Genomic DNA, 17,353 nt, shown 5'->3' with positions numbered 1-17,353 from the left:
ACATTTATTAACGGGAACTACTTATGCGCAGCCATTACTGTGGCGACTTAAATACAAGTCACCTAGATCAAGAAGTCGTTTTATGCGGCTGGGTTCATCGTCGTCGTGACCACGGTGGCGTTATTTTTCTTGATTTAAGAGACCGTAACGGTATTGCTCAGGTGGTTGTAAACCCAGATACCGAAGCAGCCTTTGCTAGCGCAGATCGTTCACGCAACGAATACGTTTTAAAGGTAAAGGGCAAAGTAAATCATCGCCCAGAAGGAACAGTAAACCCCAATATGGCCACAGGTGAAATAGAAGTGGTTGCTAGCGATGTTGAGGTTTTAAACACTTCTGAAACACCTCCTTTTATGCTGGATGAACACGGTAAAGTGGGTGAGGAGGTTCGTCTAAAATACCGCTATGTTGATTTGCGCCGTACAGAGATGGCTGAAAAGCTACGTTTTCGCTCACGGGTTACCCATCAAATTCGTAACTTTTTAGAAGAGCAGGGCTTTTTAGATATAGAGACTCCTATTCTTACCCGTGCCACGCCTGAAGGTGCGCGTGATTACCTAGTACCTAGCCGTACACATGAAGGCCAGTTCTTTGCTCTGCCTCAGTCGCCACAGCTATTCAAGCAGCTATTGATGGTGGCGGGCTTTGATCGCTACTACCAAATTGCTAAATGCTTCCGTGACGAAGATTTACGTGCGGATCGCCAGCCAGAATTTACCCAAATAGATATTGAAGCTTCTTTTATAGAAGAAGCAGACATTATGGGTGCAGCTGAAGGCATGATTCGCAAAATTTTTAAGGGGTCGTTAGATGTTGAGCTAGGTGACTTCCCGCACATGCCTTATGCCGAAGCCATGGAGCGTTACGGCTCTGATAAGCCAGACTTACGTATTCCTTTAGAGCTGGTTGATGTTAGTGATCTAATGGCAGGCGTTGATTTTAAAGTTTTCTCCGGCCCTGCGACTGATCCTAAAGGACGCGTTGCCGCACTTAAAGTTAAAGGCGGTGCTGAGCTATCACGCAAGCAAATTGATGACTACACTAAATACGTGAGTATCTACGGCGCACGTGGTTTGGCTTGGATTAAAGTGAACAAGCGCGCCGATGGCTTAGAAGGTTTGCAGTCACCCATTGTTAAGTTTATGGAAGGCGTGGTTGAGCAGCTATTAGACCGTGTGGGTGCAGAAGATGGTGATATTGTTTTCTTTGGTGCAGACAAAACCAAAATTGTTAATGAAGCTTTAGGCGCATTGCGCTGTAAATTAGGTGAAGACCTAAACCTTTACACGACTGATTGGGCACCACTTTGGGTGGTTGACTTCCCTATGTTTGAAGAAAACAGCGATGGCAGCCTAAGTGCGCTTCATCACCCTTTTACTGCACCTAAGTGCACAGCAGAAGAGCTAGAAGCTAAGCCTGCAGGTCAGCTATCACGCGCTTATGATATGGTGCTTAACGGTACAGAATTAGGTGGTGGCTCAATCCGTATTCACAACCAAGCCATGCAGCAAGCTGTTTTCCGTGTGCTAGGTATTAGTGCCGAAGAACAGCAAGAGAAATTTGGTTTCTTATTAGATGCATTAAAATTTGGTGCGCCACCGCATGGCGGCTTAGCCTTTGGATTAGATCGTTTAATGATGCTAATGACCGGTGCTAAATCCATTCGTGAAGTGATTGCCTTCCCAAAAACTCAGTCTGCTGCTTGTGTTATGACTGACGCACCGGGTGATGTAAGCCAAGAGCAATTAAAAGAACTTAATCTACGTTTGCGTGCAAAAGCTCAAACTGAAGAATAGTATATTTTGAAATTGCGTAGCCAAAGACATCGGCTAGTAATTTAAGGAGTTAAAATGGCAGGTCATAGTAAATGGGCGAATATCAAACACCGTAAAGCAGCACAAGATGCTAAGCGCGGTAAAGTATTTACTAAATTAATTCGTGAACTCACTGTGGCTGCTAAAGAAGGTGGCCCAGAGGTTGCTGACAACCCAAGATTACGCGCAGCTGTTGATAAAGCTTTATCAAATAACATGACTCGCGACACCATTGATCGTGCTGTAGCACGCGGTGCAGGCACCAACGAAGCCGACAACATGGAAGAAGTTGTCTATGAAGGCTATGGTCCAGGTGGTGTTGCTGTGTTGGTTGAATGTTTAACCGATAACCGTAACCGTACTGTAGGTGAAGTGCGTCATGCTTTCACTCGAAATGATGGCAACCTAGGTACCTCGGGTTCAGTGGCCTACTTATTCCAAAAGCGCGGTTATTTGGTTTTTTCAGCAGAGACTGACGAAGACCAGCTAATGGAAGCAGCCTTAGAAGCAGGTGCTGAGGATGTTGTCACTCAAGATGATGGCAGCTACGAAGTTTTTACCGAACAGCAAAACTTCTTAGAAGTAAAAGAAGCCTTGGTTGCGGCTGGTTTTGAAGCAGAGCAAGCGTCGGTAGCTATGCTGCCAGATGTCAACGCTGATGTTACTGACTTAGAGCTGGCAGAAAAAATTATCAAGATGGTTGATATGTTAGAAGACTTAGACGATGTACAAGAAGTTTATTCTAACGTCGATTTTTCTGCAGAAGTTATGGAAAAACTGGGCTGATATGGCCCTTATTCTCGGCATTGATCCTGGTTCGCGCATTACTGGCTACGGGCTTATAAATACATCGGGTAGTCACTTTAGTTACCTAGCTAGTGGTTGTATTAGGGTCAAGGCCGAGGACTTACCTCAAAAATTGGCACAGATTTATGCCAGTCTTGCAGAAATTATTGCTCGCTATCAACCAGAGCAGGTAGCCATAGAAAGAGTATTTATGGCTAAAAATGCAGATTCAGCACTTAAGTTAGGGCAGGCAAGAGGGTCTGCCGTTGTTTGTGTAGCTAATCATGGCTTAGAAATGAGCGAGTATTCAGCTAAAGAAGTTAAGTTGGCCGTTACCGGAACAGGTGCGGCAGACAAAACTCAAGTTCAACACATGGTTAAATCCCTTCTAAAGCTTTCTGCCACCCCCCAAGAAGACGCTGCCGATGCTTTGGCTATAGCCATGTGCCATGCTTATACTTCTAGCGGCTTATTGGCATTATCGGGTCAGCTAGCTGCTAAACGTGGCAGTAGTTGGCGTAATTTCGATCCTAAAACCTTGGTGCGGCGCACTTGATGATAGATTTTGATCTTCCCCTATTTATATTCTCCCTAGACCTTTTTGGTACGGTAGTTTTTGCTTTGGCTGGCGTATTAGCAGCAGCTGAACGCCGCCTAGATTTATTTGGTGTGATCATTGTTGGAACAGTAACAGCTATAGGTGGTGGAACTTTACGTGATTTAATTCTAGGTCGTTTGCCGGTGTTTTGGGTACAAAACAATATGTATATCTGGCTAACCATTTTCACTTCGTTAATTGTTTTTGCTCTGGCTAGAAAAATTCGTTTTCCACACTATGCAGTGCAAGTAGCAGATGCAATTGGGTTGGCTGTTTTTACAGTGATCGGTGCTAAAGTAGCTATTTCACTAGGTCATTCACCCTTAATATCTGTAGTGACTGGGGTTATGACAGGCGTATTTGGTGGCATTTTGCGTGATGTACTAACCGCAGTTAAACCGATGATTTTTGAAAAAGAAATCTATGCCACAGCGGTGATGGCTGGCGCCATTGTTTATGTCAATCTTAATTGGTTTTTACCCGCTAGTTGGGAAACCTTTAATACCTTAATGGCCATGTCGGTCGTTTTAAGTATGCGTCTAGCGGCTATTCATTGGCATTTACACCTACCCGTGTTTTTGTCGATTGAGGACACTCAGCATTCAGAGGAAAAAGACAATTCATGATGATCGGGCGATTAGAAGGCAAGTTGGTTGAAAAACAACCCTCTTGGATTATTTTGGATATTCAAGGCGTAGGTTATGAAGTAACTCTGCCTCTGTCGGTATTTGCTGTTTTGCCAGCTTTAGATGAAACGCTGGTTTTGTGGATACACCAAGTTATTCGAGAAGATGCCAATCTTTTATATGGCTTTGCCCGCCTAGAAGACCGGCAGCTATTTCGTGAACTGATTAAAGTGACCGGAATCGGCCCTAAAGTTGGTATTGCAATTATGTCGGCTATGGAAAGCACCAGTTTATTGCAAGCAATTCAAAATGAAGACTTGCAAGCCTTAACCCGTATTCCAGGCATAGGAAAAAAAACAGCTGAACGCTTACTGATTGATTTAAGAGACCGTTTGAAAGCTTGGCAGCCACAACAAATGGCAAAGTTAGAATTAGAAGCTGGTGTAGAGGCCGAGTTACCCGCTGTTAATCCACGAGCAGAAGCTGAGTCTGCGCTAGTTGCTTTAGGTTATAAGCTAACCGAAGCCAGTAAAGCCATTGCAGCCATAGCCAGTGAAGGCATGGATACTCAAGATTTAATTCGTGCTGCCCTTAAAGGTATGGCCAAGTGATAGAAGATGACCGCCTGATAGCTGCTACTGAACAGCCCCAAGATTACAGTCAAGATCATGCCATACGCCCTAAAACTTTGGCAGACTATCGTGGTCAGCCGCAAGTCTGTGAGCAGATGGAGATTTTTATTGAGGCAGCCAGAGGTCGTAAAGAAGCCTTAGATCATACGCTTATTTTTGGTCCCCCCGGCCTAGGTAAAACCACCCTAGCCAATATCATTGCTAGCGAAATGGATGTATCAATCAAAAGCACCTCCGGACCAGTGATGGAAAAGGCTGGCGATTTAGCAGCCATGCTTACTAATCTGAGTGAAGGTGATGTGCTATTCATTGATGAAATTCATCGGTTAAGCCCTGTAGTAGAGGAAGTGCTCTACCCAGCTATGGAAGATTACCAACTAGATATAATGATTGGTGAAGGGCCAGCTGCCCGTTCTATTAAACTCGACTTACCTCCTTTCACCCTTGTGGGTGCAACTACCCGAGCAGGAATGCTAACCGCGCCTTTAAGGGATCGCTTTGGCATAGTGCAGCGTTTAGAGTTTTATTCAGTAGAAGACCTTACTTATATAGTTACCCGTTCAGCCAAGCTTCTAGGCTTAACAGTAGAAGAAGGTGGCGCAGAAGAAATTGCTCGACGCTCTCGAGGCACACCGCGCATTGCCAACCGCTTATTACGCCGTGTAAGGGATTTTGCAGAAGTGAAATCTAATGGTTGCATTAACAAAGAAATCGCAGACCTGGCACTTAACTTATTGAATGTAGACACTCACGGACTCGACTCTATGGACAGGCGCATGCTTTTAGCTATGATGGAAAAGTTTGCTGGTGGTCCAGTGGGGGTGGATAGTCTTTCTGCTGCAATTTCAGAAGCGCGCGACACAATAGAAGAAGTGTTAGAACCCTACTTAATTCAACAAGGTTTTATGATGCGTACAGCTCGGGGTAGGCAAGTAACAGACCTAGCTTGGCAGCACTTTGGTTTAAAGCAGCCATGAATAATTTTAGTTTACCCGTGCGGGTTTATTACGAAGATACCGATGCCGGTGGCATTGTTTATTATGTGAATTACCTAAAGTTTATGGAAAGGGCGCGTACTGAGTGGCTAAGAACTTTAGGTTTTAACCAAACTAACCTGCCAGTTCTTTTTGTGGTGAGGGATGTAAAGCTAAGTTACCAACAGCCTGCTTTGCTTGATGACCAGCTAGAAGTCTCTTTAAACTTAGAGAGCTACCGAGGTGCCAGACTTTTCTTTCAGCAACAAATAACTCGTAATGCGGCTACTTTATGTTCTGGAAGCATAGAAGTTGCTTGTGTCGACCGTGAAAGTTTGCGACCCTGTCGCCTGCCTGAGACGCTGTTACATCAATTGCCACAGCTAGATAATTAGCAGCTAGAAAGCTAACTAGAGTCCCTTATTTTAATTTACCAAGGTGCAAGGAGTTCAAGTGCAAGAGTTAACCTTTGTGGACATGATGTTAGGGTCCAGCCTATTTATACAGTTTTTAATGCTTTGCCTACTACTTGGTTCAATTATTTCTTGGGTAAGTATCTTTCAACGCTGGCAGCTCTTTAAACAAGCACGTACAGCACACCAAGAATTTCGTGAGCGTTTTTGGTCAGGCATGGAGCTAAGTGAGCTTTTTCGTACTACCGACCCTCATGAAGCTGAAGGCGCTGAACGCATCGTTTTTTCTGGCTATAAAACCTTCAATCGCATTCATAAACAAACCACAGATCCAGCCACAATTTTAGAAGCCGTTGAACGCTCTATGCGTATTGCTATTGCTGAAGAGCAAGACCATTTACATGATGGCTTACCTCTTTTGGCAACTATAGGTTCTGTTAGTCCGCATATAGGACTGTTTGGAACTGTGTGGGGAATTATTGAGGCTTTTCGTAGTCTTGCTGTGGTTAAGCAGGCTACCTTTGCTGTTGTAGCTCCAGGTATGGCTGAAGCTCTGATAACCACAGCTTTAGGTTTATTTGTAGCTATTCCTGCTGTAGTTGCCTACAACCGCTACTTGTCTTCTAGTGAACTATTACTTAATCACTATGAAAACTTTGCTGATGAGTTTTCGGGTATTTTGCATCGTAGCCTAGTTGCCCGAAAAGCAGACTAAGAGATAACCATGCCTAAGCCAAGATTTCGCCGCAGCGCCCCTAAGCTACCTATTTCAGAAGTTAATGTTCTGCCTTACATAGATGTAATGCTGGTGCTGCTCGTTATTTTTATGATTACTGCGCCCATGTTAATTCAAGGTGTTGAAGTTGATCTACCAGAAGTTGTTGCTGCACCTATTGATAGCGATCCAGAAGAGGAGCCACTAGTTATTTCATTAAAAGCCAATGGTCGCTACTACCTAGAACAAGGGAAGGATTCAGAAGACCCACTAGAATTAGCTGTAATAATTAATCAAGTTCAAGCCATAAAAAAACACAACCCCCAGCTACCTGTTTATATTCGGGGTGATCGTCGAGTTACTTATGGTGAAATTATGAGTTTAATGGATAAGCTTAAGGGAGCGGGAGTAACTCAAGTTGAATTAATTACTACACCGCCAGAAGATAATTAGGGAAGCTTGGTGAAGTCCGTTAATTTGCCCATGTCCGTCACTTTAGCCTTGCTTATGCATGTGATTATTTTGACGCTTTTAGTTTGGCAGGGGTCAATAATAACTGAGCCTAAGTTTGAAGTTCCTCCTACGATTAGTGCAGGAATAGGTGCAATAGATCCCAAGATAAAAAGGGATGAACGGGCTAAAGAGCAAAAGCAAAAAAAACGTCAGCAGCAAGAAGAAGCTAAAAAACGTGAAGCAGAACAAAAAGCAGCAGAACAAAAACGCCTAGCAGATGCGCAGAAAAAAGAGCAGGCAGCAGAACAAAAACGCTTAGCTGCAGAGCGTAGAAAAAAACAAGCAGAGCGTGAAGCTGCAGCCAAGAAGAAAGCCGCTGAAAAACAACAGGCTGAACAGCAAAAGCAACTACAATTAAAGCGCGAGAAAGAAGCCGAACAAAGAAAGAAAACTGCTGCTGAAAAGCAGCGAGCAGAAGAAGAAGCTATTAAACGCCAAATAGAAGCTAGACGAGATCAAGAAGCTGCCAAGCAAAGGGCTGAAGAGCTAAGAGTGTGGGAAGAGTCAGAGCGTATTCGTGCAGAACGAGCCGCTGAACAAGCTGAAATTGATGCTGAAGCTATTGCCAGCATGGAAAGCGTTATGTTTGATATGATTTCTAGCCAATGGATAAGGCCACCAGGCGTAGGCAGTGAGTTAGAAACCACCTTAGAAGTTGCCTTGTTAGGGACAGGTGAGTTAGCTAATAATGGAATAAAAATTGTTAAGAGCAGCGGAAACAGTGCATTTGATCGTTCAGCTGTTCAGGCAGTAGAAAAGGCTGCTCCTTTTCCTTTGTTGCGTTTAGAACCACGTCAGCGAGATAAGTTTAGGCAGTTAATTTTTGTGTTTTCACCAGAGGACTTAGCACTGTGATTAATGCTCGTCACTTTTTTACGACAGGTTTAATGCTGTTGATGTTATTGTTAAGCTCTTTTGTCAATGCAGACTTAACGATAAGAATCACCAAAGGGAATGATCAAGCAATACCTGTAGCTATCGTCCCTTTTATGTGGCAGGGCAAGGGTAGCCTAAGTGAAGATGTGGCTAGTTTGATTTCTGCAAACCTGTCTCGAACGGGCTTGTTTCGTGCCCTTCCTCGAGAAGACTTAGTCAGTTTACCTACAAAAGCTGAAGAGGTTGTTTATCGAGACTGGCGCTTGCTTAAAGTGAATTATTTGGTTGTGGGTAGTATAGAAGCTCTAGAAGATGGAAACCTTCGAATTAAGTACCAGTTGTTTGAAGTTAATCAGCAAAAGTCACTTTTATCAGAAAGTGTTGTTGCTAGCCAAGACAACTTACGAAATAGAGCGCATTTTATTAGTGACAGAATTTATGAGAGATTAACTGGGCAAAAAGGTATTTTTTCTACTCGTATTGCATACATCACAACACAGCAAAAAGGCAAAACGATGGACTATACCTACAGGTTGCATGTTGCTGATGCTGATGGCCAAGAGTCACGTACTATTTTGACATCTAAGCAACCTTTGTTATCGCCCAGCTGGTCGCCAGATGCTAAAAAATTAGCTTATGTATCCTTTGAAACAGGCCGTCAAGCCATTTTTGTCCAAGAGCTGGCAACCGGTAAACGCTACCAACTCACTAATTTTAAAGGATTAAATGGGTCACCCGCCTGGTCACCTGATGGTAAAAAAATTGCCATGACCTTATCGCGTGACGGCAATGCAGAGGTATATATTTATCATTTAGATGACCGACGGTTAACAAGAGTCACGCATCATTACGCTATAGATACCGAACCTTCATGGTCGCCCGATGGAAAAAGCCTTATCTTTACCTCGGGACGTAGTGGAGGACCACAGGTTTATCAGATTGATTTAGCCAGTGGAGAAGAAAAAAGGCTGAGTTTTGAAGGTAATTATAATGCTCGGCCACGCTACTCTCCTAATGGAAGAGAAGTTTTTATGGTACATAGAGGGTCAGGAGGTGGACTATTTAGTATAGCTGCGCTTAATATGGGCACGGGTCGTACACGCATACTGTCAACCTCCCCGCTAGATGAGTCACCTAGTGTGGCCCCTAACGGTGCAATGATAATTTATGCTTTAATGATCGGTGAAAAAGGTGTGCTTGGAGTTGTATCTACAGATGGTAGAATTCAATATGAACTACCAGCAGCTAGTGGCAACGTAAGAGAGCCGGCTTGGTCGCCTTATTTGAATTAAAAGAATTTTAACTGTTAGGTTAAAGTAGTGGCCTTAAGCAACAACTGCTAATGGTCAAAGTGAAATAAAAAAATAGTAACTGGAGAAAATTATGGAACTTATGAAACACAGCAAGGTTTTTGCATTAGCAGCAGTTTTTGCATTAGTTGCAGGTTGTGGTGGTGATGCAAATACTCAAGAAGAAGTAGCAGACGAAATAACGGAAGAAGTTGTAGCAGAAGAAGTCCACTCAAGTGATGAAGCATTAGCAGAAGGTATGAGCGATGCCGAAGATCAAGTAGATGCTGTTACTGATACAGTTTTACCTGCTATTAACACTATTTATTTCGACTTTGATAAGTCAAACATCCGTAGTGAGTTTTATGATGTGTTAAACGGACATGCTGCTTATTTAATGGCTAACCCTTCTGCAACAGTAAAACTAGAAGGCCACACAGATGAGCGCGGTACTCCTGAGTACAACCTTGCACTAGGTGAGCGTCGTGGTAACTCTGTACAGCGTTACTTATCACTACAAGGCGTAGATGCTAGCCAGCTAGAAGTAGTTAGCTACGGTGAAGAGCGTCCTGCGGTTAGAGGTCAATCTAGCGAAGCTTATAGCAAAAACCGCCGTGTAGAGTTTAACTACTAGTATTAAGCGGAGTCCTCTGACGTGAAAGCAAATCAACTCCTTGCCAAGGTCAGAGAGAAAGTGGGGGCTATTTTAGCCCCCCGTTTTCTTTCTACTTTTTCTTTCCTAACTTTTTTAACCCTTGCCACTTTTACAGCTAGCTCACAGGCCGATTCACGTGCTGTTGCAGTTGCTAACGCAGAACTCTTAATGCAAATAGAGCAAATGCAACAAGAGATTAAAGCCCTGCGAAACATGGTTGAGCAACAAGAAAACACCCTTTCAAAAATGCAGACTGAGCAACGTAATCGCTACCTAGATTTAGATCAACGTGCTCAAGAATATGCCAAACGAATTTTAGCATTAGAAGAAACCCCCATTAGCAAGCCGCCTAGCCTCCCACCAGCTGATGCAACAGCTACTGAAGAGTTAGCTAAGCCATCGTTGGGTGATCAACAAGCTTACAATCAAGCTTATGCCCATGTACCTGAGCAACGCTTTGATGAAGCAATAGCAAGTTTCCAAACCTTTATTCGTGAATACCCTAACTCCCGACTCATAGGTAATGCTTATTATTGGTTAGGTGAAATATACATGGCGCAAAATCGCACGGCAGAAGCAGAGAAAATGTTTGATGCTGTGGTTAATAACCACCCTAGCAGTTTTAAAATTGCAGACTCTAAGTACAAACTTGGCTTAATTTATGCGCGTTATGGCAATGACAAGAAAGCAAAACAGACGATGCAACAAGTAATAGCTAATCATCCACGTGAGCCTGCAGCAGACCTTGCCCGTAATTACCTTAATAAATAATTTTGGATTTTAACCATGTTGTGTGAATTTGATTACCAGCCAGCAGCAAACTTACTAAAAGATAAAGTTATTCTAGTGACAGGTGCAGGCGCAGGTATTGGACGAGCAGCAGCAAAAGCCTACGCTGCACTAGGTGCCAGTGTGGTTTTGCTAGGTAGAACCATTAGTAAGTTAGAAGCTGTTTATGATGAAATTCTAGAAGCAGGTGGGCCAGAGCCGGCTATTTACCCGCTGAACTTAGAAGGTGCTAGCTGGCCAGATTACCAAGCCATGGCTGACCGTCTATATGAAACCTTTGGCCGTTTAGATGGCGTTTTACACAATGCCAGCATCTTAGGCACACTTAGCCCAGTACAGTCTTATAATCCAGAATTGTGGCAAAGAGTTATGCATATTAACTTTAATGCTCAAGTTATGTTGCAGCAGGCAACCTTATCCCTGTTAGAGCAATCAGAAGATGCTTCAATCATCTTCACTTCTTCTTCGGTAGGACGAGTGGGCCGAGCTTACTGGGGACCCTATGCTTGTTCAAAATTTGCCACCGAAGGCTTTGTACAAGTTTTATCACAAGAACTAGAAAATATTAGCAATATACGTGTGAATAGTCTTAACCCTGGTGCAACACGCACGCAAATGCGTGCTGATGCCTTTCCAGCCGAGCACCCTGATACTCTGCGCAAACCAGAAGAAATTATGGGAACCTACCTTTACCTTATGGGGCCTGATAGCAAGGGTATAACAGGACAACAGTTTAATGCCCAACCCAATCGGTAAGATATTAAGTATTTTTTTCGTTAAGCACTTCTTTTAATAGCTTTTCAAAACGAGGCTCTTTTGGATCCAGAGCCTTAACAATATTCATTGCTTTTGTTTCGGCTAAATCTACCAGTTCTTGTTCAGCTAAAGGCACTAAGTCTTTAGAGGTTAAGAGTTTAATCTTAGGGTTAAGCCGTTGGTCGGGGTGAGTTGCGTAAACAACAGCAAGGGCACCCGTATTAAGTTCTACCAAACAGCCAGGTGGGTAAACACCTAGGCTCTGAATAAACTTCTCAACTAAGCGGTTATCAAAGTCCTCAAAGCGCCAACGGTAAAGTTGGCTTAGTGCTTTAGAGGGGGACAAAGCATCTCTATCACTTCGCTTGCGAGTTAAGGCTTCATAAACAGAGGTGATAGCTACAATTCTAGCTAAAAAGCTAATTTCCTTACCTTTAAGTTGGTTAGGGTAGCCGCTACCGTTAACCCTTTCTTGGTGGTGTAAAACGATATCTAATGTGGCTGCTTCAAAGCCTTTTTGTGCCTGTAAATAACTATATCCCTGTTGAGGGTATTGCCTTACTAAAGCTAACTCATCAGAAGTTAAAGGTTGAGACTTACTAAGAATTTGATTAGGTACTTGCAGTAGCCCAATAGGATGCAAAAGAGCGCCCATACCTAAGGGAAGTAACTCGGTTTGTTTAAGGGCTAGATGCTTAGCAAAAGCAAGACTTAGAACAGCAACGGTTACTGCTTTTGTTACTAAGTCATCCTGGTGTTCACGCAGCATGGCTAAATAAAGCATACTTTTACTATCATGCAATACCGCCTGCATTAAATCTTTAAGCACCTGTCGCATACGTCTATGCTCTAGGGCTTTGCCCATGCGTAAGTCAGCAAAAATACGATCCATTTGCGTGCGAATATTAATATAAAGCTTACGAGTATCTTTTCGGTTGGTGTCTATATAAACGTAGCGGCAATCGTCTACTAAAGCATGGAGTTGCTTAAGGCTAGAAAAATAAAAGCCACGCGTTTCAAAGGGCTGGTCTTCTAAATCACTATCAAGCCGACAAACCCACATGCCACTCGTTAAATCATTGATGGCGACTTTTTGGTAGTTAGGTTTCTGTTCCATCTGTGTCTTTAGTACTCGAGTTTAAGGCTAGCATTTATTGATATGTTTAATTTTACATATATCTTAACATAATGCTACAAATTGCCCGATTACCTAAGTTACAGAAAACTGCTTATGGCATAGTTTACCAATACATTTACAATAGCCTTTAAAATTCTTTTACCGCTGGAGTGATCCATGATTCGTAAAGCTGTTTTACCTGTTGCTGGTTTAGGTACGCGTTTTTTACCCGCAAGCAAAGCCATTCCTAAAGAAATGCTAACTTTGGTTGATAAACCCGTTATTCAGCAGGTTGTAGAAGAAGCCATAGCAGCCGGTATTACAGAAATTGTATTGGTCACACACAGCGCTAAAAAAGCCATTGAAGACCATTTTGATGTGAACTATGAGCTAGAAAATGAACTGGAAAAGCGTGGAAAAACCGAACTCTTAAATGAACTGCGCAGCATTTTACCTGAGGGTATTCGGGTAGTGAGTGTTCGCCAAGGCCGTGCTTTAGGTTTAGGTCATGCCATTTTGTGTGCGAGAGAAGTAATAGGCGACGAACCTTTTGCGGTGTTATTACCCGATGTTTTAGTCGATAACTATCATCAGCCACAAACAGACTTAGCCTGCATGAATAAGCGTTTTGAAGACATAGGCTTAGCGCAAATTTTGGTAGATGCTGTGCCTAAAGATAAAGTTGACCAGTACGGAATTGTTGCTTTAAACACAGGTACAGAACTAGCTGCAGGTGAAAGTAAGCCCATGCAGGCAATGGTTGAAAAGCCAGCTATTGATCAAGCGCCTTCTAACCTTGCCATTGTTGGTCGCTACGTATTGCCCGCACGTATTTTTGAATTGCTTGCAGAAACTCAACCCGGTGCAGGCAATGAAATTCAACTGACGGATGCACTCGATGCTTTACTGCAAGAAAGTGGTGCAGAAGCCTACCGCATGCAAGGCGAAACCTACGACTGCGGTAGCAAGCTAGGTTATTTACATGCCACTCTAGTGCATGCTTTGCGCCACCCAGAAGTTAAACAAGGTTTTCGTGAACTAATCAATAATTTACCAGAGGCTTAATTCATGCACTTGGTTGTTGCAGGTTCTAGTCTGAGTGCGCAGGTAACCGCCGCTGCTTTAGCTTCGACAGGCCATCAAGTTTTACTTTATCTTGATCAGCCTCAGCACTTTCATTCTTTAGAGCAGGGACGTTCTTTATGGCGTGAACCAGGCTTAGATGAGTTTTTTTCGGAACAACTAAACTCAGGCCGTTTAGAAATCTCTTTAAACTACACACCTACGGCTAGTACACAACGTGTTTTTTTGGCCATGGCACCCAATCAGCAAGATGAAGCAGTTGAGTTAATTAAAAAGTTAGCCGCTACTCCAGAAACGGATGTCTTGCTAATTAATCAAAGCACTTTCCCAGTAGGCACGACAGAATACCTTGAAGCCTTATTACAAACAGCAGGAAAAGCTAGCGCTAAACGTGTAGCTGTTAGCCTGCCAGACTTACTTCAAGAAGGCAGTGCTCTAATTGGCTTTACTCGCCCTAACCATCTGCTACTTGGTTGTTCTAGTGATTGGGCAGAAAAAGAAATTAGAGAAATTCTTCGACCCTTTAATCGCCGCCGTGACAACCTAATGGTCATGACCCCGCGTGAAGCTGAATTTACCAAACTGGCGATTACCGGCATGTTGGCCACACGTTTAAGCTTTATGAATGACCTAGCCAACCTAGCAGATTCTTTACAAGTGGATATAGAGCAGGTACGCCAGGGCGTGGGTGCTGATCAACGTATCGGTGAGCATTACCTTTACCCAGGTTGTGGTTTTGGTGGTTTAAGCTTTTCGCGCGATGTAATGAGCCTAGCGCATTCACTAGAATCCAGCGGGGTAGGTTCAGATTTATTAGAAGAAGTTTTAGCCATTAATGAGCGTCAAAAAGAATTGTTATTCCGCAAATTATGGAAATATTTTAATACCCAGCTTCAAGACAAAACCTTTGCCATTTGGGGTGCAGCTTTTAAGCCAGGCAGTGACCGAATAGACAATGCCCCCGTATTACGCTTATTAGAAGCCTTATGGGCACAGGGTGCAAAAGTGAAAATTCACGACCCAAAAGCCATGCCAGCTTTACGTGAATGGGCAGGGCAGCGTAATGATATAGAGTTTTGCGATACACCCTACGATGCACTTAAAGAAGCAGATGCTTTGTTATTAGTCACCGAATGGAAAAACTACTGGACACCTGACTTTGCACAAATCAAAGCCTCGTTAAAACAGCCAGTTATTTTAGATGGCCGGAATATTTATGATCCAAATTATTTACGTTCACAAGGTTTTACTTACTTTGGAGTAGGGCGTTAAAAATGAGTAAACCCTTTGTAGTGCATTCCAATTACGAACCTGCGGGCGATCAGCCTAAAGCCATTGAACAGCTAGTGGATGGTTTAGAGCAAGGCCTAGCCCACCAAACCTTATTAGGGGTAACTGGCTCGGGTAAAACTTTTACTATGGCCAAAGTGATAGAAAGTGTGCAGCGTCCAACCTTGGTGATGGTGCATAACAAAACCCTAGCAGCCCAGCTATATGGTGAGTTTAAGCAGTTTTTTCCTAACAACGCAGTAGAATATTTTGTTTCCTACTACGATTATTACCAGCCCGAAGCCTATGTGCCTTCTAGCGATACCTTTATTGAAAAAGACGCAGCGATTAACGAACACATAGAACAAATGCGCCTGTCGGCAACCAAAGCACTGCTAGAAAGAGACGACACCATTATCGTTGCCACTGTTTCAGCTATTTACGGCTTAGGTGATCCTTCTGCCTACTTAAAAATGGTTGTTCACCTAGATGTAGGCGAACCCATGAACCAGCGGCAACTGCTGCGCCGTATGGCCGAATTGCAATACACTCGCAATGATATGGAATTACGTCGTGCTACCTTCCGTGTGCGTGGTGATGTGATTGATATTTATCCAGCTGAATCTGAGTTTGAAGCGGTTAGAGTTGAATTATTTGACGATGAAATAGAGCGTATTAGCATTTTTGATCCACTGACTGGCGAAGTGCTTAAAAAAGTGCCCCGCTATACCATTTATCCTAAAAGCCACTATGTTACGCCCAGAGAAACCATTTTACAGGCAGTGGATTCTATTAAAGAAGAGTTACGCCAGCGTTTAGAATTCCTACGTAATAATGACCGGCTAGTAGAAGCCCAGCGCATTGAGCAACGCTGCTTGTACGATATTGAAATGATGGTCGAGCTAGGTTACTGCAACGGCATTGAAAACTATTCCCGTTATCTTTCAGGGCGTGAACCCGGCTTAGCACCCCCTACTTTTTTTGATTACCTGCCAGCCAATGCTATGTTAATGCTGGATGAATCTCATATGACCGTACCGCAAATAGGAGCCATGTATAAAGGCGACCGTTCGCGGAAAGAAACCTTAGTTGAATACGGATTTCGTCTGCCATCTGCCTTAGATAACCGCCCATTACGCTTTGAAGAATGGGAAGCCCTAGCACCACAAATGATTTTTGTATCAGCCACGCCTTCAACCTATGAAGAAGAACATACTGGGCAAATTGTTGAACAAGTAGTTCGCCCCACAGGTTTGTTAGACCCAACCATTGAACTACGACCTGCCACCAACCAAGTTGATGATTTGTTAGAAGAAATTAACAAGGTGGTTGCCAAGGGTGATCGTGTATTGGTGACTACGCTAACCAAGCGTATGTCAGAAGATTTAAGTGAATACCTAGCTGAACACGGTGTAAAAGTGCGTTATTTGCATTCAGATATAGACACGGTAGAAAGAGTCGAAATTATTCGCGACCTACGCTTGGGTGTTTACGATGTGCTAGTGGGCATTAACCTTTTACGTGAAGGCTTAGATATGCCTGAAGTATCTTTAGTGGCCATTTTAGATGCTGACAAAGAAGGCTTTTTACGTTCAGAAAGGGCATTAATTCAAACCCTCGGTCGAGCAGCGCGTAATGCAGATGGGCGAGCGATTTTATATGCCGATAGAGTCACTGGCTCTATGCAAAAAGCCATGGATGAAACCGAACGCCGCCGCACCATGCAAATAGCCCACAATATAAAACTAGGCATTACTCCAGCGAGTATTTTTAAATCTGTAGAAGATATTTTAGAAGGCGCACATGCCCCAGGCGCAGGCAAAACGGATCGAAAAAGTGAACGTAGAAAAGTAGCTGAAACTGCCGGAGACTATGCTAGCGAACAACCCAGAACACCCGCAGAGTTTGATAAACTCATTATTAAACTAGAAGATGAAATGTTTACCGCAGCCAAAGAGCTAGAATATGAAAAAGCAGCTAGCATAAGGGATAGGCTGCAAGAGTTACAAAACCAAAGAATGTTGGTTTAAATAGCCTTCACTAAAACTTACTAGGAGCAATTATGCCCAAACTACTACAGGTTGATTTTCCCTTCTCAGGCCCTTTCGGTGCAGAAATGACTAAAGCACTTGCTGACTTAGCTGAGTCGATTACTAAAGAGCCAGGCTTTATCTGGAAGATTTGGACAGAAAACGCTGCTGAAAAAGAAGCAGGTGGTATTTATCTTTTTGAAAATGAAGCAACCGCCAAGGCTTATCTTGAAATGCATAGCGCACGATTAAAAGAGCTAGGTGTGGCTGAGGTTAGAAGTCGTATTTATGATGTAAATGCAGATTTATCTAAGGTGACGAATGCTAAAGATTTAACTAATTTTTAAGTGATACCTATTCTTATTCACCTGAGTAAGATTGAACTTAAAGCACTAACCTTGCTTCTAGTATTTATTCT

General features: G+C 43.2%; 19 protein-coding genes. 18 read left to right on the top strand and 1 reads right to left on the bottom strand.

The window, feature by feature from the left end:
• Positions 1-23 precede the first annotated feature (23 nt).
• From aspS to BP27_RS0103560, 14 genes are all read left to right on the top strand, one after another.
• Entirely contained in the window at positions 24-1,796 is a 1,773-nt protein-coding gene (aspS, locus tag BP27_RS0103625) for an aspartate--tRNA ligase (RefSeq protein ID WP_027850388.1), read from the top strand.
• Between the two features lie 54 nt (positions 1,797-1,850).
• Complete coding sequence (locus tag BP27_RS0103620; protein ID WP_027850387.1) at positions 1,851-2,600, top strand: YebC/PmpR family DNA-binding transcriptional regulator; 750 nt, start codon at positions 1,851-1,853, stop codon at positions 2,598-2,600.
• Between the two features lies 1 nt (position 2,601).
• The gene (gene ruvC / locus BP27_RS0103615) at positions 2,602-3,156 is read left to right on the top strand and encodes a crossover junction endodeoxyribonuclease RuvC (RefSeq protein ID WP_027850386.1); all 555 of its coding nucleotides are present in this window, start codon (positions 2,602-2,604) and stop codon (positions 3,154-3,156) included.
• Positions 3,156-3,824: a trimeric intracellular cation channel family protein gene (locus BP27_RS0103610; protein WP_027850385.1), complete on the top strand. Its 669-nt coding sequence runs from the start codon at positions 3,156-3,158 to the stop codon at positions 3,822-3,824. Before ruvC ends, BP27_RS0103610 begins: the two co-directional genes overlap by 1 nt.
• Positions 3,821-4,435 (top strand): Holliday junction branch migration protein RuvA, encoded by a 615-nt coding sequence (gene ruvA / locus BP27_RS0103605; RefSeq protein WP_342665787.1) that lies wholly within the window; start codon positions 3,821-3,823, stop codon positions 4,433-4,435. The genes BP27_RS0103610 and ruvA overlap by 4 nt, the downstream gene beginning before the upstream one ends.
• Positions 4,432-5,433 carry a Holliday junction branch migration DNA helicase RuvB gene (gene ruvB, locus BP27_RS0103600; protein ID WP_027850383.1) on the top strand — a complete coding sequence of 334 codons (1,002 nt, stop codon included), beginning with the start codon at positions 4,432-4,434 and terminating at the stop codon, positions 5,431-5,433. The genes ruvA and ruvB overlap by 4 nt, the downstream gene beginning before the upstream one ends.
• On the top strand, positions 5,430-5,825 hold the full coding sequence (ybgC, locus tag BP27_RS0103595; RefSeq protein WP_027850382.1) for a tol-pal system-associated acyl-CoA thioesterase: 396 nt from the start codon (positions 5,430-5,432) through the stop codon (positions 5,823-5,825). Before ruvB ends, ybgC begins: the two co-directional genes overlap by 4 nt.
• A 58-nt stretch (positions 5,826-5,883) precedes the next feature.
• On the top strand, positions 5,884-6,558 hold the full coding sequence (gene tolQ / locus BP27_RS0103590; RefSeq protein ID WP_245597806.1) for a protein TolQ: 675 nt from the start codon (positions 5,884-5,886) through the stop codon (positions 6,556-6,558).
• A 9-nt stretch (positions 6,559-6,567) separates the two neighbouring features.
• The gene (gene tolR, locus BP27_RS0103585; protein WP_027850380.1) at positions 6,568-7,011 is read left to right on the top strand and encodes a protein TolR; all 444 of its coding nucleotides are present in this window, start codon (positions 6,568-6,570) and stop codon (positions 7,009-7,011) included.
• A gap of 9 nt (positions 7,012-7,020) precedes the next feature.
• Positions 7,021-7,926, top strand: a complete 906-nt coding sequence (gene tolA, locus BP27_RS0103580) for a cell envelope integrity protein TolA (RefSeq protein WP_150112018.1) — start codon at positions 7,021-7,023, stop codon at positions 7,924-7,926.
• On the top strand, positions 7,923-9,239 hold the full coding sequence (gene tolB, locus BP27_RS0103575; protein ID WP_342665786.1) for a Tol-Pal system beta propeller repeat protein TolB: 1,317 nt from the start codon (positions 7,923-7,925) through the stop codon (positions 9,237-9,239). Before tolA ends, tolB begins: the two co-directional genes overlap by 4 nt.
• Before the next feature lie 91 nt (positions 9,240-9,330).
• A complete protein-coding gene (gene pal, locus BP27_RS0103570; RefSeq protein WP_027850377.1) occupies positions 9,331-9,870 on the top strand; it encodes a peptidoglycan-associated lipoprotein Pal in 540 nt (179 codons plus the stop codon).
• 21 nt (positions 9,871-9,891) lie between these two features.
• Positions 9,892-10,662, top strand: coding sequence for a tol-pal system protein YbgF (ybgF, locus tag BP27_RS16665; RefSeq protein WP_027850376.1), 771 nt, complete (start codon positions 9,892-9,894; stop codon positions 10,660-10,662).
• Between the two features lie 15 nt (positions 10,663-10,677).
• The gene (locus BP27_RS0103560; protein WP_027850375.1) at positions 10,678-11,436 is read left to right on the top strand and encodes a YciK family oxidoreductase; all 759 of its coding nucleotides are present in this window, start codon (positions 10,678-10,680) and stop codon (positions 11,434-11,436) included.
• Positions 11,437-11,440: 4 nt separating this feature from the next.
• Here BP27_RS0103560 and BP27_RS0103555 read toward each other — a convergent pair whose 3' ends face one another.
• Positions 11,441-12,553, bottom strand: a complete 1,113-nt coding sequence (locus BP27_RS0103555) for a cyclic di-GMP phosphodiesterase (RefSeq protein ID WP_027850374.1) — start codon at positions 12,551-12,553, stop codon at positions 11,441-11,443.
• A gap of 177 nt (positions 12,554-12,730) precedes the next feature.
• Here BP27_RS0103555 and galU point away from each other — a divergent pair, with 177 nt between their 5' ends.
• The 4 genes from galU to BP27_RS0103535 are packed head-to-tail and all read left to right on the top strand — an operon-like array spanning position 12,731 to position 17,282.
• Positions 12,731-13,618, top strand: a complete 888-nt coding sequence (galU, locus tag BP27_RS0103550) for a UTP--glucose-1-phosphate uridylyltransferase GalU (protein ID WP_027850373.1) — start codon at positions 12,731-12,733, stop codon at positions 13,616-13,618.
• 3 nt (positions 13,619-13,621) lie between these two features.
• Positions 13,622-14,908 carry a UDP-glucose dehydrogenase family protein gene (locus tag BP27_RS0103545; protein WP_027850372.1) on the top strand — a complete coding sequence of 429 codons (1,287 nt, stop codon included), beginning with the start codon at positions 13,622-13,624 and terminating at the stop codon, positions 14,906-14,908.
• A 2-nt stretch (positions 14,909-14,910) separates the two neighbouring features.
• A complete protein-coding gene (uvrB, locus tag BP27_RS0103540; protein ID WP_027850371.1) occupies positions 14,911-16,935 on the top strand; it encodes an excinuclease ABC subunit UvrB in 2,025 nt (674 codons plus the stop codon).
• Positions 16,936-16,967: 32 nt separating this feature from the next.
• Complete coding sequence (locus tag BP27_RS0103535; RefSeq protein WP_027850370.1) at positions 16,968-17,282, top strand: monooxygenase; 315 nt, start codon at positions 16,968-16,970, stop codon at positions 17,280-17,282.
• Positions 17,283-17,353 lie beyond the last annotated feature (71 nt).

Source organism: Marinospirillum insulare DSM 21763 (assembly GCF_000686905.1).
GTDB lineage: Bacteria > Pseudomonadota > Gammaproteobacteria > Pseudomonadales > Halomonadaceae > Marinospirillum > Marinospirillum insulare.
The sequence above is the reverse complement of the archived record's forward strand: the minus strand, read 5'-3'. Positions and strand labels throughout refer to the sequence as shown.

Bases quoted from the DNA above. Each gene is read 5' to 3' on its own strand.
- ruvC (WP_027850386.1), top strand. From the start codon at position 2,602: ATGGCCCTTATTCTCGGCATTGATCCTGGTTCGCGCATTACTGGCTAC.
- galU (WP_027850373.1), top strand. From the start codon at position 12,731: ATGATTCGTAAAGCTGTTTTACCTGTTGCTGGTTTAGGTACGCGTTTT.
- pal (WP_027850377.1), top strand. From the start codon at position 9,331: ATGGAACTTATGAAACACAGCAAGGTTTTTGCATTAGCAGCAGTTTTT.
- BP27_RS0103555 (WP_027850374.1), bottom strand. From the start codon at position 12,553: ATGGAACAGAAACCTAACTACCAAAAAGTCGCCATCAATGATTTAACG.
- BP27_RS0103545 (WP_027850372.1), top strand. From the start codon at position 13,622: ATGCACTTGGTTGTTGCAGGTTCTAGTCTGAGTGCGCAGGTAACCGCC.
- BP27_RS0103620 (WP_027850387.1), top strand. From the start codon at position 1,851: ATGGCAGGTCATAGTAAATGGGCGAATATCAAACACCGTAAAGCAGCA.
- tolR (WP_027850380.1), top strand. From the start codon at position 6,568: ATGCCTAAGCCAAGATTTCGCCGCAGCGCCCCTAAGCTACCTATTTCA.
- aspS (WP_027850388.1), top strand. From the start codon at position 24: ATGCGCAGCCATTACTGTGGCGACTTAAATACAAGTCACCTAGATCAA.
- BP27_RS0103535 (WP_027850370.1), top strand. From the start codon at position 16,968: ATGCCCAAACTACTACAGGTTGATTTTCCCTTCTCAGGCCCTTTCGGT.
- BP27_RS0103560 (WP_027850375.1), top strand. From the start codon at position 10,678: ATGTTGTGTGAATTTGATTACCAGCCAGCAGCAAACTTACTAAAAGAT.
- BP27_RS0103610 (WP_027850385.1), top strand. From the start codon at position 3,156: ATGATAGATTTTGATCTTCCCCTATTTATATTCTCCCTAGACCTTTTT.
- ybgC (WP_027850382.1), top strand. From the start codon at position 5,430: ATGAATAATTTTAGTTTACCCGTGCGGGTTTATTACGAAGATACCGAT.
- uvrB (WP_027850371.1), top strand. From the start codon at position 14,911: ATGAGTAAACCCTTTGTAGTGCATTCCAATTACGAACCTGCGGGCGAT.
- ruvA (WP_342665787.1), top strand. From the start codon at position 3,821: ATGATGATCGGGCGATTAGAAGGCAAGTTGGTTGAAAAACAACCCTCT.